Genomic DNA, 15572 nt, shown 5'->3' with positions numbered 1-15572 from the left:
GATACAAAAATCACAAATAACCAAATTCTAAAGGCATGATATTTCTCATAATTCATTAAAATTAGAAGTCTTTTTGACAAATTTAGACGTTTTTCGAGTATTTCCATAAAACTTTTTTCAAACGAATTTTGCCTCGTAAAATTTAAAGGAAAAGTGTTATGCAGAGATTTTCTATTCAGAAATCGATTATACTTGGAGTAACCTTATTGGTATTTACCGGGTGTAAAAAAGATAATCCAAATCATGCCTATCAGCAGCAGGCTCCGGAACTTCCGGTAGAAATTGTGAAGCAGGGCGATGCTTCCGTTTCAAGAGAATATGCGGCTTCTATTGAAGGGGTTTCTAATGTGGAAATCCGTCCGCAGGTAACGGGATATTTAAGCAAAATTTTCGTAGACGAAGGTGACTTTGTAAGAGCTGGGCAGCCATTGTTCAAAATTGAAGACCGTGTTTTTCAGGAACAATTAAAAAGCGCTCAGGCAGCATTAATCACAGCACAGGCGAATCTTTCAACCTCCAAAATAGATTTAGACCGAAAAAAGGAATTATTCAGAAATAAAATGGTTTCGGATATTCAGGTGAAAGAAGCAGAAGCGGCTTATAATGCGGCAAGAGGAGCGGTAAGTCAATCGATGTCTACGATTGAATCGGCGAAGATCAATCTTAATTTTTCAACGATAAAAGCTCCGGTGACCGGGTATATCGGAAGATTCAATTACCGTTTAGGAAGTTTAATGACGCCTTCTAATCAGGAAGCAATTACATTATTGTCTGATATTCATGATGTTTACACGTATTTCAGCATGAGTGAAAATGATTTTAATAATTTCCAAAGACAAACGGAAGGAAGCAGTATCAATGAGATTATTAAAAATACGCCAATGGTTTCTCTATTGCTTTCAGGTGGTGAAAAGTACGATGAAAAAGGAAAAATTGATGCGGTGGAAGGGCAGTTTAATAAAACAACAGGTTCCATTACCTTAAGAGCTAAATTCTCCAATCCTAAAAATCTTTTAAGAAGCGGAAATACAGGGAAAATTGTATTAGATCAATTCTACAGTAATGTCATTTTATTGCCAGTCGCTTCTACGAGAACCATTCAGGATAAAACATTTGTGTTCACCATTAAAGACGGAAAAGCAGCCATGCTTCCGATTGAAGTAAGTGGAAAAGCAGGCGACAATTTCATCGTATCCAAAGGATTAAAAGGCGGAGATCAGTACATCGCCACCGGTTTCGACAGACTACAGCCGGGAACTCCTGTCGTAGCACAAAAGAAAACTGCTCAACCGAAAAAATCGTAAGAAAAAATCATGTTAAAGAAAATTATAAAAAGACCCGTACTGGCGACGGTTATCTCCGTATTGCTTGTTATTTTGGGTGTTGTCGGTATGGTAAGCCTGCCGATTACGAAATTTCCGGATATTGCACCGCCTACCGTGATGGTAACGGCAGCCTATCCAGGAGCCAATGCTGAAACGATTGCCAGATCGGTAGCTCCACCATTGGAAAATGCCATCAATGGGGTGGAAAACATGGATTATATTACGTCTACAGCGAGTAACGACGGTTCATTATCCATTACTGTTATTTTTAAACTGGGAACGGATCCCGATCAGGCAGCGATCAACGTTCAGAACAGAGTTGCACAGGTAACCAATCAGCTTCCTTCGGAGGTTGTTCAGGCGGGAATCACTACCGTTAAAAGACAAAACAGTATGATTGCCATGGTTTCCTTAACGAGTAAAGATGGTTCTATGGACGATCTTTTCCTTGAAAATTATGCAAAAATCAACATCGTTCCGGAACTGAAAAGGGTAAAAGGAGTAGGAGATGCAATGGTGTATGGAAACAAGGATTATTCGATGAGAGTATGGCTGGATCCGAATAAACTGACCTCTTATAATTTAACACCTTCCGATGTTTCAAGAGCGATTCAAACTCAAAACCTGGAAGCAGCACCGGGAAGATTCGGAGAAAGAAGTAAAGAAGCGATGGAATATGTTCTTCGTTACAAAGGAAAATTCACCGAGCCCGAGCAATATGAAAATATTACGATTAAAGCACTGAACGATGGTTCTGTTTTAAAATTAAAAGATGTTGCGAAAGTAGAATTCGGAGCATACAGTTATACCGTTGCTTCGAAATATAATAAAAAAGCATCCGTAACGATGGCTATCTTCCAGATGGCGGGTTCGAATGCGAATGAAGTGCAGATTGCCCTTCAGCAAAGAATGAAAGAACTGGAAAAATCTTTCCCTGAAGGAATGGCATATGAAATTCCGTATGCGACAAAAGATGCCTTAGACCAGTCGATTGAACAGGTAATTCATACCTTAATTGAAGCGTTTATCCTTGTATTCATCGTGGTTTATATTTTCCTGCAGGATTTCCGTTCGACTCTGATTCCGGCGATTGCAGTTCCGGTTTCTATCGTAGGAACGTTCTTCTTTATGAAAGTTTTCGGGTTCTCTATCAATATATTAACGTTATTTGCCCTCGTACTGGCCATTGGTATTGTGGTGGATGACGCCATTGTCGTCGTGGAAGCGGTTCATGCTAAAATGGAACATAAAAAACTGAACCCGAGGGCCGCAACCATGTCGGCGATGAGTGAGATCACGGGAGCGATTGTTTCGATTACCTTAATTATGTCTGCTGTATTCGTTCCGGTGGCGTTTATGAGTGGTTCAACAGGATTATTTTATCAGCAGTTTGCGTTGACATTAGCGATTGCCATTGTAATTTCTGCGATCAATGCCTTGACTTTAAGTCCTGCTTTGTGTGCGATTTTCTTAAAACAACATCATGCAGATTCTCATGAAAAAATGAATTTCAAAGATCGTTTCTTTGCCGGATTTAATGCGAGTTTCAACAAACTGACCTTCCGTTACGGAAAAGCTGTTTTATTTTTATTGAAAAGAAAGTGGATTGCTTTAGCTATTGTTTTGGTATTCGGCGGATTGTTCGCATGGATGTCGATGACAACGCCGAAAGGATTTATTCCAGATGAAGATCAGAGTTTCATCATCGTAACAGCCAATTTGGCTCCCGGAGCTTCAAAAGACAGAACGTCGAAAGTGGTTTCGGATACGGAAGATAAATTAATGAAAAACCCTGCGGTAGATAAAGTAATTTCGGTAGACGGACTGAATCTTTTCAGTGGTTCGATGTCTTCTTCGGCAGCTTCGATTTTCGTTAAACTGAAAAATGGTAAAGAAAGAGGTCAGGTAAGCAATATCAACGATATTATCGGTCAGGTTCAGGGAATGCTTTCTCAGGATAAAAGAGCGAATTTCCTTGTAATTAATACTCCAACCGTTGATGGTTTCGGAAACACAAGTGGAATGGAACTGGTTCTTCAGGACAGAACAAACGGTGAGCTTCAGAATTTAGGAAATATCTCTTACGGAATGATGGGCGCTTTGATGCAAAGACCTGAAGTTGCGGTGGCATTTACCACTTTTGATGTAACCTATCCTCAATATGAAGTGTTGGTAGATGAAGTGAAAGCAGCACAGCTTGGCGTAAGCGTTTCTGATGTTTTAGGGGTGATGCAGGGATATTACGGAAGTATTCAGTCTTCGGATTTCAACAGATTCGGGAAATACTACAGAGTTTTGGTACAATCTACTCCGGAAACCAGACAGGATAAAGAATCCTTAAACGGAATTTTCGTGAAGAACAGTTCAGGCGAAATGGTTCCTGTAAACACTTTGGTAAGTCTGAAACAGGTAACCGGTGCGGAAGTGGTAGACCGTTTCAACTTGTTTAACTCATCGAATTTAACGGTGATGCCGGCTCCTGGATTCAGTACGGGACAAGCGATGGCAGCGATTGAAGAAGTGAGCAAGCAGGTTCTTCCTCCGGGATACACCTATGATTATAAAGGAATGAGCCGTGAAGAGGCGGGTTCAAGCTCACAGTCGGTGATGATTTTCGGATTGTGTATCGTGTTTGTATTCTTTTTATTATCGGCGCAGTATGAAAGTTATATTCTTCCGTTTGCGGTATTGATCGCAATTCCGGTTGGTTTATCAGGGGTATTTGTGGGAATTACTTTTGCGGAATTATCCAACAATATTTACGTACAGATCGCTTTGGTGATGTTGATTGGTCTATTAGCGAAAAACGGGATCCTGATTGTAGAATTTGCCATCCAGAGACGTAGAGCAGGGAAAAGCCTGATTGCTTCAGCAGTAGAAGGAGCAAAAGCACGTCTTCGTCCGATTTTGATGACTTCATTGGCATTCATTACCGGTTTAATTCCGCTGATTTTCGTGGTAGGACCATCTGCAATGGGTAACCTTTCTATTGGTTATGCTGCCATTTCAGGGATGTTATTCGGGACGATCTTAGGAGTTTTCGTGGTTCCTGTTTTGTTTGTGGTATTTCAGGCGTTGCATGAGAAAATCAACGGCAGAGTAGTGACAGAAGCGGATTGGGAATATTAATTCAAATGATTTTTAAAAATGAATTCAATTAAAAATATAGCATATATCGCATTGATTTCGGGAACTGCTATTGCCTGTAAAGTTCAGAAGTATGAACAGCCCGAAGTGAAAATGCCTGAAGTTTTCAGAAGTGACAGTATCGTAGCGGATAACAACGAAAATATCGCTAAAATAAGTTATAAAGATTTCTTCAAAGATCCTGTTCTTGTTGGTTTAATCGATAAGGCAATGGCGCAGAATAATGATCTGCAGGTTGCTTTAAAGCAAATCGAATTTGCATCATTAGCCTATAATCAAAGCAAATGGGGAAATGTGCCGACCGTAAGCGCGACCATCGCCAATGCAAGTGTAAACCGACCTTCAGATAACAGTATGAACGGAATGATGGCGGGACAATTCATGGGAAGCCGATACATGCAGGATTATACCACTTCCATCAATATTTCTTGGGAAGCTGATATTTGGGGTAAGATTAAAGGCAGAAAAGAACAGGCTCTGGCAGATTATCTGAAAACTCAGGAAGCGGCAAAAGCGGTGAAAACGCAGTTGGTAGCGACCGTTGTTCAGGGATATTATAATCTACTGATGCTGGATACTCAACTGGAAATTACCAAATCGAATCTGACGTATTCTGATAACACGCTGAAATTTTTAACCAAACAACAAGAATTAGGTTTAACAACAGCTTTAGCCGTTCAGCAACAGGAAATTGTAAAAGACCAGATCTTAAAATCAATTCCCGCTATTGAAAGTTCGATCACAACTCAGGAAAATGCGTTGAGTATCTTAACAGGTTCAATGCCAGATAAAATTGAAAGAAGTGCGAGTTTAAATAATGTTCAGTCACCCGACAATATCGCAACAGGAATTCCTTCCGAATTGTTGAGTTACAGACCTGATATTAAAAGTGCTGAGCTCGATGTAAGAAGAAGCGTTTCTTCCGTAAATGTAGCAAGAGCCAATATGTATCCGTCTTTCAATATCACTGCTCAAGGTGGTTTGAATGCTTTTAAAGCAACCAATTGGTTTAATATTCCGGGCTCGCTTTTCGGTTCTGTATTGGGAACTTTAGCACAACCAATCTTGAATGGTAAGCAATTGAAAACGCAATACGAACAGTCAAAAATTGTATCAGAACAGGCGGAAATCAATTTTAAACAGTCGGTCTTAAAAGCTGTGGGTGAGGTTTCGGATGCTTTAGTTCAGATTCAAAAATTGGAAGAACAGCAGAAAATTGCAGAAGGTTTAGTTAAAAAATCAAATGAAGCGGTGCAAAAGGCAGATTTGTTATTTAAATACAATTCAGCGACTTATGTTGAGGTGATTTTGGCTCAAACCAATAAACTGCAAACCGAATTAGATCTAGCTTCTCTGAAAGCTCAACGATTAAATGCCATAACAACCCTTTACCGCTCTGTTGGCGGAGGATGGCAATAAAGTAAAATCAATCCTGTTACGTCTAAGGAGGTAACAGGATTTTAACCCCAAAACTATTATGGAGAATACAAATATTAAAGATGGCATTATTCTTATTCCGGATTTTAGCGGGTTTACGGAATTTGTATTCAATACTAAACTTTATACCGGAGAATATATTGTAAGACAACTACTTTCTACGCTCATTGATATGAATAATGAGTATTTTGAAATTTCGGAAATCGAAGGCGATGCCATTTTATTTTATCGATATGATGAAAAACCATCGTACCAAAAAATTTCAAAGATGTTGAGGAGTATGCAGAATGCTTTTACCCAAAAAGTGGAAGAATTGAGTACATCATTAAGCATGGTGATCGATTTATCATTAAAATTTATCGTTCATTATGGCAAATTTTCGCAATACAACATCGGAAATTTCAGAAAATTATACGGAAAAACGATTGTGGAGGCTCATCAAATGTTAAAGAACGGTTTAGCAGAAAATCCGTCGTATGTTTTGTTCAGCAATTCGTTTCTGGAAAGCAGCCAGAACAGTGAACATGATTTTAATTCAGAGAAAAAACATCATCCCGAAGTTGGAGTTATCCATTATTTCGAGACTTAGATTTATATTTTTTAATTCCTTGTAATTTTGCAATTGCAGGCGTCCGGAGAAATTCGGGCGCTTTTTGATTTAAAAATTATATCTTTGATAGTATCATTTGATACTATCATATTTTGAAGCCACCTTATAAAATTACCGATACGATTTTAACATTAATCACTTCTATTTCAGAAAAAATTGGAGAAATTAATGCAAACCATCTTTATAAACCGACGACAGAACTTCGGAAGAAAAACCGTATCAAAACAATTCAGTCTTCACTTGAGATTGAAGGAAATACTTTGACGGAGGAGCAAATTACTGCTTTACTCGAAAATAAAAGGGTCATTGCCCCGGCAAAAGATATTCTTGAAGTTCAGAATGCAATCGAAGTTTATCAGGATTTGAAAATTTTTAATCCTCATAAAATCAAAGACCTAGAGTTGGCTCACTCAATTTTAATGAAAGGTTTGGTGGAGAACTCAGGTAAATTTAGAACAACAAATGTCGGGATAGTAAAAGGTTCAAAAGTTGAACATCTTGCTCCAAGTGGTACGATGGTAAAAGGTTTGATGAATGATCTTTTTTCTTATTTAAAGAATGATAAAGATTTAATTTTAATCAAAAGCTGTGTCTTTCATTATGAATTTGAATTTATACATCCTTTTGTAGATGGAAATGGAAGAATGGGAAGACTTTGGCAGACATTGATTTTGATGCAGCAATATCCTGTTTTTGAATATTTGCCCGTTGAAAGTTTAATCAAAGAAAATCAGCAGGAATATTACAATAAGCTTTCGGAATCTGAAAAAATGGGACAATCGACTCCTTTTATTGAATTTATGTTGGCGATTATTTTGCAATCTTTAGAACAGGTTTTACAATCTCAAAATATTAATTTAAGTACAAAAGACAGAATATTTTTATTTAAAGAGAAGATTGGGGAAGAAAAATTCAGCAGAAAAGATTATTTACAGCAATTTAAAAACATCTCTGCTCCAACTGCTAGCCGAGATTTGAAATGGGCGGTTGATGAAAATATTTTGATGAAATCGGGAGAGCAGAGATTGACAATATATCAGTTTTTGTAATTTTTTAATTTAATTTGTCTAAACTTTAGCTATTATGAAACAGATTAAACTATTGCTAATTTTGTTTAGTATGTTTATAAATTTCAAATGTTTTTCTCAAAAACATAGAGAAAATACAATGTCGTTGAAAAAGCAAGATTATGAAAAAAAAACTATAAATGATACAATTTTGATTATGGAGGTTTTAAATGAAAATTTAATTTCAGATTAAATCAAATTGAACTTCCAAGTTTTTATTTTGAAATTAATGGAGAGAAAAAAATTGCAAAAGGCTTAGATATTTTCAGTTCCTCTCTTCCTGATAAATGTGACTATTTTATTGCGTTGTTGGGTAAAACAATTTTTACCCAACAACGCAATAAAATTAATCTGAAAAAATGTTCAAAAAAATAAAAAAGAGCCCAATAAAAGGACTCTCTGGTTTTAGAAATATATAAGTAAGATTACTTTAACGTAAACTTCACCTTCGTTTTAATAGCATCAGAAGAATTTCCGATTTGTGCTTCGAAATCTCCCGGTTCAGCCACCCAGTCGTGCTTTTGAGCGTCGAAGAAACTTAGCGCTGTTTTATCAATCGTGAACGTTACTTCTTTTTCTTCACCAGGATTTAAAAATACTTTTTCAAAACCTTTCAGTTCTTTTGAAGGTCTTTCTACAGAAGATTTTACATCGGTGATGTATAGCTGAGCCACTTCCGCTCCGGCCTTTTTACCTGTATTTTTTACGGTAACCGTGAACGTGATTTTATCGTCCTGAGACATCGTCGTTTTATCAGCTTTAGCTTTTCCAAACTCGAAAGTTGTATAGCTTAAACCATGTCCGAAGCTGAATAATGGCTTAATTTTTTTCGTATCATGCCATCTGTATCCAACAAAAATTCCTTCGTTATAGGTAATATTGATCGGGTTTTTCTGATCTTTTCCCTTTCCTGCTGCCAATTCATCTTTTTGCCCAGGATATTCTCCTAATTTGTGAGCAGAATTATCTTCCAGTTTCACAGGGAAAGTAAATGGTAATTTTCCTGATGGATTCGCATCTCCTGCAAGAATTGAAGCGATTGAATTTCCAGCTTCAGAACCCAAATACCAACCTTGAACAACAGTCGGAACTTCTTTGATCCAAGGCATTGCAACTGCATTTCCGGAAACCAAAACTACCGCAAGATTTTTATTTGCTTTTGCCAATGCAGCAATCACGTTATCCTGATTGTAAGGCAATTCGTAGCTTTTTCTGTCGTTTCCTTCGCTATCCTGGAAATCTGCTTTATTTAAACCTCCCACGAAAATTACGTAGTCAGATTTTTTTGCCAATTCTACCGCTTCGTTTAATAATTCTTCTGGAGAACGAGTATCTTTCAAATCCTGTCCGGACTTTACACCGTTGTATTCTCCGCCGATATCTCCAACATAACCTCTTGCATATTGTACATCAGACTGCTTTCCGAATCTCGCTTTAATTCCGTCTAAAGGAAGCGTTTCATATTTTACTTTTAATGAAGAAGAACCTCCACCAACAGTCATGATTTTAATCGCATTCTCACCAATGACAGCGATTTTTTTAGCTTTATTAATATCTATAGGTAGTACATTTCCTTGGTTTTTCAACAATACAATTCCTTCTTCACCGATTTCTTTGGCAACAGCTCGATGCTCTTCAGAAGCAATGTTTCCGAAAGGCTTGTTTCTATTCATTGTTGTTTTATAGGCAAGATTTAAAAGTCTTGTTACTTTATCGTCAAGCTCCTGCGTTCCTACTTTTCCTGATTTAATTAAATCTAAGTAAGGTTTTGCTAAATAATAGTTGTCGTAAGCATTTTTTGTTCCAGCCGAAAGTCCGTTGGTCCAGCTTCCGAATTCAAGATCCAATCCGTTGTGGATAGCTTGTTCTGTATTATTTACAGCGCCCCAGTCGGAAACGACAACGCCTTTGTATTTCCATTCACCTTTTAAAATATCATTCAAAAGATATTTATTTTGGCTCGCGTACTGACCTTTGTACTTGTCGTAAGCACCCATCAACGTCCAAGAATCTCCTTCTGTAACCGCAGCTTTGAAAGGCGGAAGGTAAATTTCATACAATGCTCTGTCGTCTACATTTACGTTACTTGTATGACGGAACATTTCCTGATTGTTCAGCGCAAAATGCTTCACAGAAGTTGCTACACCGTTCGACTGTACTCCTTTGATGTAGGGAACAACCATTTTCGATGTTAAATAAGGGTCTTCCCCCATATATTCGAAGTTTCTTCCGTTCAGTGGAGTTCTGTAAATATTAACTCCAGGGCCCAGAATAATATCTTTTTTTCTGTAACGGGCTTCTTCTCCCAGTGCCTTACCGTAATTCCAAGACATTTTTTTGTTCCATGTCGCAGAAAGTGCTGTTAGTGCAGGATAAGCGATAATAGAGTCATTTGTCCAACCTGCCTGATCCCATTCATCCCACATTACTTCAGGTCTTACCCCATGAGGACCGTCGGTTGTCCAGAATTCAGGAATTCCCAATCTCGGAACACCTGGTGAGCTGAATTTCGACTGTGCATGCAGCATTGCCACTTTTTCTTCCAGCGTCATTCTGGAAAGTGCATCCTTAACACGCTGTTCCACAGGTTTTGATTCATCTAAATAAACGGGTAAAGTAGTATTTGTTTGAGCCATATACGAAGCAGATATAAGGGTGAATAAACTTACAATGGCAGTTCTCTTTAACATAAAAGCCTTTTTTTGATTGGTAACAAAAATAGCAAAAATATTTATTATCTCAAATTGAGAAAATAAAAAATTTCATAAATGGTTATTAATGACCAATATGTTAATTTGGAAATCTAAAAATTTTAGATAAAAGCGCAAGAAAAAAAGGGAGTAAAAGGGCTTAGTTTCAAAAAGTGAGATCAACTTTGCTTATATCAATAAAGTTTGTCATCCCCGTAGGGATCTAGACGTAGTATTACAAAAGAGACTTTTTCTTTTTTTTCAACGCTATCGATCACTAAGGTTTAGTATTTAATTCCGAATATTTTCGGTCGCAATGGCGTTTCACTCAGCAAATGATAGCAATGGATTAACAGATTATTAAAATCTTAAGCTCTGAACACAAAGGACACAAAGTTTTTATTGAATATTAACTTTTTAAGCTTCACAAAGCCATTCCACTTATAAAAAACCACAGAGATTTTATCAATTTTCTCATCAAGTTTTGAAATGGATATGGCAAGATTAAATGATATTGAATGCTTTTGTAAAGCTTAACAAGAAATTAATATAAAAAATAGACAGGGTTTCGCCTGTCTGTACAGGATAAACATAAATGCTTTCCTAAAATATAGTTTCACCAAATTTAAAAATAAATTTTAGATAAACAAAAAAAAGACATCATTCCAATAATCTGAAACAATGTCTGAATATATAATAATAGAATATTTTCAAAGCAGAAAGCTTACTGCTTATTGCTTAAAAACTACCAACCTTGGATGGCACCTCCTTTAAAAATCTCGTGTGCTTTTTTCACCACTTCATCAGATTCATACGCTTTTACGAAGTTCTTCACTTTGTCGGAATTTTGATTGTCATGTCTTGCCACTACAACATTGGTATAGGGTGAATCTTTATCTTCGGTAAGAATTCCCTGTTTTTCAGCATCTAATCCTGCCTGAGCGGCAAAATTATTATTAATGATTGCTAAAACAACTTCCTTATCATCCAAAACTCTTGGCAATTGCGGAGCTTCGATCTCTACAATTTTCAGTTGTTTCGGATTTTCTGTAATATCAGTTACTTTTGGTAATAATCCGATGCCGTCTTTTAATTTTAACAAGCCGTTTTTCTGTAAAAGAAGAAGCGAACGACCTCCGTTTGTCGGGTCATTAGGAATAACAACGGTGCTTCCGTTTTTAAGTTCGCTGATATTTTTTATCTTTTTAGAATAGGCAACAATAGGATATAAGAAGGTTTTCCCTACCACGGCTAGTTTATAACCTCTTTGTTGTGACTGTTCGTTCAGATAGGGTACGTGCTGAAAAGCATTCGCATCAATATCTCCGTTGTTCAGCGCTTCGTTGGGAACCACATAATCATTGAAGGCAACGAGCTCTACTTCAAGATTATACTTTTCTTTGGCTACTTTTTTAGCAGTCTCCGCAATTTCCTGTTCAGGACCCGTAGTAACACCTACTTTGATGAAATTGGGATCTTCTTTTTTTGATGAATTACAAGCGGTAAACAACAATAAACCTGCTGCAAAGAATCCTAAGATTTTTATTTTTTTCATTATAAATTATTTTCTTTTTAAAAATGATAAAAGGCTAATAAGCTATTGCAAAGAAGCCCTTTATCAACACTATTTCACATTCACATATATTGTATGGTAAAGCTTAAGCGCTCTCACGCCCAAACTCTAAAACTCTCATACTCTCAAACACTAGTACGCTCAAACCCAAAACTATCGGTGATCAAACCTTTTCGCCAATCTGTCACCCGCAAACTGAATAATAAAAACGATCGCAACCAACAGACCAAGCACGAGATTCATGATGACTGCATCATAACCGATGTATCCGTACTGATAACCAATTTGTCCTAATCCACCAGCTCCAACAGCACCACCCATCGCGGAATATCCGACTAAAGTGATCAAAGTGATCGTGGCATTGTTAATTAATGAAGGAAGCGCTTCCGGCAACAAAACCTTTCTGATGATCTGAAGGGGAGTGGCTCCCAATGCTCTTGCAGTTTCAATTAAGCCATGAGAAACTTCCAGCAGACTGTTTTCAACCAATCTCGCAATAAAAGGTGCTGCGCCTATGCTTAAAGGAACGAGTGCGGCATTCATTCCGATCGATGTTCCTACAATACTTCTGGTAAAAGGAATCATCCAGACAATCAAAATAATGAAAGGAATAGAGCGGAAAATATTAACCAAAACAGATAAAACTCTATTATAAATTACATTTTCAAGCAACTGATCTTTTCGGGTTAAAAATAAAAGAATTCCAACGGGCAGTCCTAAGACAAATCCAAAAAATCCGGACACGAATGTCATAAAAACTGTTTCCCAAATTCCCTTTGACAAAAGCGAAATTACCGTATCACTAAGCATATCCTCTTACTGTATTTTGAATGTTGTTTTGATTGAAATGATAAATTGCCTTTTGGTTTTCTTCATCTTTACCTTTCAGCTGCAGCAATATTTTTCCGAAGTTGGCATTCCCTAAATATTCTACATCAGCCTTTAAAAGCTGATAAGGAATTTTATATTGATCATAAACGATAGAAAGTAATTCTTCAACAGATACTTTATCATTAATTTCAACCTCAACAAGTGGAAATAATCCGTCCTGAGGTTCTTTTTGTAGTTTTTTATTAAGTTCTTGTGGTATAGTCATTACACCGGCATTTAAAAATTGTTTGATGATAGGATTCTCTTTATTGGAGATGATCTCACCTAAAGTTCCTTTGGCTAAAAGTTTTCCTTTGTCGATTACAGCAACGTGGTTGCAAACCGTTTTAATGACTTCCATTTCGTGGGTAATCAATAAAATGGTAATGCCCAACCTTTGATTAATGTCTCTCAACAACTGCAAAATAGATTGAGTGGTTGCAGGATCCAGCGCGCTGGTGGCTTCGTCACAAAGTAAGAGATAAGGATCGTTGGCTAAAGCTCTGGCAATGGCAACCCTCTGCTTTTGCCCGCCGGAAAGACTTTTAGGATAATCATTGGCTTTTTCTTCCAGGCCTACAATTTTTAAAAGTTCGTTAATCTTTCTACTGATCTCCGTTTTATTCACATGATCAAGCTCTAAAGGAAGTGCAATATTTTCAAATACTGTTCTTGAAGAAAGAAGATTAAAATGCTGAAAAATCATCCCGATTTTTTTTCTTTCATTGGCTAATTGTTTAGAATTTAATTTCGTAAAATCTTTTCCATTGATGATAATTTCGCCATGATCGGGTTTTTCAAGAAGATTAACCGTTCGGATTAACGTACTTTTTCCCGCCCCTGAAAATCCAATGATTCCAACGATGTCGCCCTTTTCAATGTTCAGGCTCACATCATCCAGCGCTTTAAAAGACTGTTTTTTCTGATGGAAAGTCTTTGAAATATTCTTTATCTCTATCATTTTATTATAAATACGTTCATTTTAAAATTAAAAAAGGCTTTACAACGTGGTAAGGCCTTTAAAATATGTCATATAAAAGTAAGGTTAACCACAGTTGTACTTCAAAACAGGCATAAAACAGCACATCATATTCGTGATGTCATGTTTTTTATCTGAATTATATTTTAATTCTGCCTTCATTGTAGAGACTTCTGTAATTATGTCTGCAAATATAAGGCATAAATTTTATTAGTCCACTAAAAAAGTAGACTTTTAAATAAAAAATGTTTTGATAAGTTGGTAATTGTTTGCTAAACAGTATTTTAAATCTGAAATAAACTGTTGATTAGCAATGTAATTCCTTATCCTATTTTTATTGTTAATAGCGAATATACCAAATAAATACCTTATATATTCAGTTTAGATATTAAATCTTAAATTGGATTTAAATGGTTTAAAACATTCACTTATCAAAATGCAAAATTACATTAATTTCATAAAAAAAGCAGTTTCGGTGATTTATTAAACTAGTTAAATGTGCAGGGTTCTCAATCGTCCTACATTTGTCATATCAAAATTAAACAAACAGACAAAATGGAAAATAGAATATTAGGACTGCACCACATCACTGCGATTGCAGACAACGCAAAAAGAAATTTAGATTTTTATACTCAGGTTTTAGGAGTAAGATTAGTGAAAAAAACGGTGAACTTTGATGATCCGGGAACCTATCACTTTTATTTCGGAAACGAAGAAGGAACTCCGGGAACCATCCTTACTTTCTTTCCTTGGGAAGGTATTGGAAAAGGAACAAACGGTTCTGGTTTGGCAACTCACATCGGATATTCGGTTCCAAAAGGAAGCCTGGAATTTTGGAAAAGCAGATTGCAACAATTTAATGTACATGTTGAAGAAAGCGAGATTTTTGGTGAAAAACTGATTTCATTTAAAGATCCTGATGGTTTACAGTTACAGTTCATTGAATCTTCCACACCGGATGACAGAAAAGTGTGGACAACCGATGATATTAAAGAGGACAATGCTTTGAAAGGTTTTCATAATATCACCTTAACTCTGAAAAAAGCTGATCCGACCATTAAAGTGTTAACTGATATTTTCGGATATGATCTTCAAAAACAGGAAGGCGAAAGATACAGATTTGCAACCGACGCCATCGAAACGGCCAATCTTGTTGATATTATTGAAAATGATAAAATTATAACCGGAAGAAATGCGGCAGGAACCAATCACCACGTTGCTTTCAGAGTAAAAGATGACCAAGTTTTAATGGAATTCCGTGAAAAAGTAATGTCCGCTGGCCTGAGTATCACTCCGAAAATTGACAGAGATTATTTCTATTCTTTGTATTTCCGTGAACCGGGTGGCGTTTTATTCGAAATCGCAACCGATAATCCGGGATTCACTGTGGATGAGCCTTTGAACGAATTGGGAACCAACTTAAAACTTCCAAAACAACACGAAGGATTACGTGCAAGAATTGAAGAAGTGCTACCGAAGTTATCATAGATCATTCATCATCATTAATAAACTAGGTAATTTAGCTAAACATTAAACATTAAACATTAAACATTAAACATTAAACAATATGGAAACAACAAAAGTAGTTTTAGGAAACGCAAGAGGAGAAGTTCAATTGTTCTCAGACGATAAAAAAGCAGGAAAAATGGATATTTCGGTGATCAAAGATAAATTAACGGTTTATCATACCGAAGTAGACGAAGAATATGCCGGAAAAGGTTTTGCCAAATTATTATTAAATCAACTGGTTTCTTACGCAAGAGAAAACGATTTGAAAATTGTACCATTATGTCCTTACGTTCATGCCCAATTCAAACGTAATCCGGAAGAATACAACGATATCTGGTTTAAAGAAGAAATCTAAAAACAAACAA

The 15572-nt window shown here is 36.6% G+C and carries 11 protein-coding genes; 7 read left to right on the top strand and 4 right to left on the bottom strand.

Annotated features, from left to right (window positions below):
- The first annotated feature begins 158 nt into the window (after nucleotides 1-158).
- The 5 genes from OXQ85_RS20470 to OXQ85_RS20450 all read left to right on the top strand — a co-directional run bounded on the left by OXQ85_RS20470 (nucleotide 159) and on the right by OXQ85_RS20450 (nucleotide 7568).
- Complete coding sequence (locus OXQ85_RS20470) at nucleotides 159-1304, top strand: efflux RND transporter periplasmic adaptor subunit (RefSeq protein WP_267406992.1); 1146 nt, start codon at nucleotides 159-161, stop codon at nucleotides 1302-1304.
- Nucleotides 1305-1313: 9 nt separating this feature from the next.
- Nucleotides 1314-4454, top strand: coding sequence for an efflux RND transporter permease subunit (locus OXQ85_RS20465; protein WP_267406990.1), 3141 nt, complete (start codon nucleotides 1314-1316; stop codon nucleotides 4452-4454).
- 18 nt (nucleotides 4455-4472) lie between these two features.
- A complete protein-coding gene (locus OXQ85_RS20460) occupies nucleotides 4473-5891 on the top strand; it encodes a TolC family protein (RefSeq protein WP_267406988.1) in 1419 nt (472 codons plus the stop codon).
- Nucleotides 5892-5949: 58 nt separating this feature from the next.
- Nucleotides 5950-6498, top strand: a complete 549-nt coding sequence (locus OXQ85_RS20455) for a DUF2652 domain-containing protein (protein WP_267406987.1) — start codon at nucleotides 5950-5952, stop codon at nucleotides 6496-6498.
- A 113-nt stretch (nucleotides 6499-6611) separates the two neighbouring features.
- Nucleotides 6612-7568, top strand: a complete 957-nt coding sequence (locus tag OXQ85_RS20450; RefSeq protein WP_267406984.1) for a Fic family protein — start codon at nucleotides 6612-6614, stop codon at nucleotides 7566-7568.
- A 443-nt stretch (nucleotides 7569-8011) separates the two neighbouring features.
- Here OXQ85_RS20450 and OXQ85_RS20445 read toward each other — a convergent pair whose 3' ends face one another.
- The 4 genes from OXQ85_RS20445 to OXQ85_RS20430 all read right to left on the bottom strand — a co-directional run bounded on the left by OXQ85_RS20445 (nucleotide 8012) and on the right by OXQ85_RS20430 (nucleotide 13680).
- Nucleotides 8012-10276, bottom strand: coding sequence for a glycoside hydrolase family 3 C-terminal domain-containing protein (locus OXQ85_RS20445; protein WP_267406981.1), 2265 nt, complete (start codon nucleotides 10274-10276; stop codon nucleotides 8012-8014).
- Between the two features lie 745 nt (nucleotides 10277-11021).
- A complete protein-coding gene (gene metQ, locus OXQ85_RS20440) occupies nucleotides 11022-11831 on the bottom strand; it encodes a methionine ABC transporter substrate-binding lipoprotein MetQ (protein WP_267406978.1) in 810 nt (269 codons plus the stop codon).
- A gap of 171 nt (nucleotides 11832-12002) precedes the next feature.
- Nucleotides 12003-12659, bottom strand: coding sequence for a methionine ABC transporter permease MetI (metI, locus tag OXQ85_RS20435; protein WP_267406976.1), 657 nt, complete (start codon nucleotides 12657-12659; stop codon nucleotides 12003-12005).
- Nucleotides 12652-13680, bottom strand: a complete 1029-nt coding sequence (locus tag OXQ85_RS20430; RefSeq protein WP_267406974.1) for an ATP-binding cassette domain-containing protein — start codon at nucleotides 13678-13680, stop codon at nucleotides 12652-12654. The genes metI and OXQ85_RS20430 overlap by 8 nt, the downstream gene beginning before the upstream one ends.
- Nucleotides 13681-14253: 573 nt before the next feature.
- Between OXQ85_RS20430 and OXQ85_RS20425 the strand changes: the two genes are divergently transcribed.
- Nucleotides 14254-15186, top strand: coding sequence for a ring-cleaving dioxygenase (locus tag OXQ85_RS20425; RefSeq protein ID WP_267406971.1), 933 nt, complete (start codon nucleotides 14254-14256; stop codon nucleotides 15184-15186).
- Between the two features lie 79 nt (nucleotides 15187-15265).
- Nucleotides 15266-15562: a GNAT family N-acetyltransferase gene (locus OXQ85_RS20420; RefSeq protein ID WP_267406968.1), complete on the top strand. Its 297-nt coding sequence runs from the start codon at nucleotides 15266-15268 to the stop codon at nucleotides 15560-15562.
- Nucleotides 15563-15572 lie beyond the last annotated feature (10 nt).

It is taken from the genome of Chryseobacterium sp. GM_Chr_2, assembly GCF_026540445.1.
Taxonomy (GTDB): domain Bacteria; phylum Bacteroidota; class Bacteroidia; order Flavobacteriales; family Weeksellaceae; genus Chryseobacterium.
This window is presented reverse-complemented; position numbering and strand designations above follow the sequence as displayed.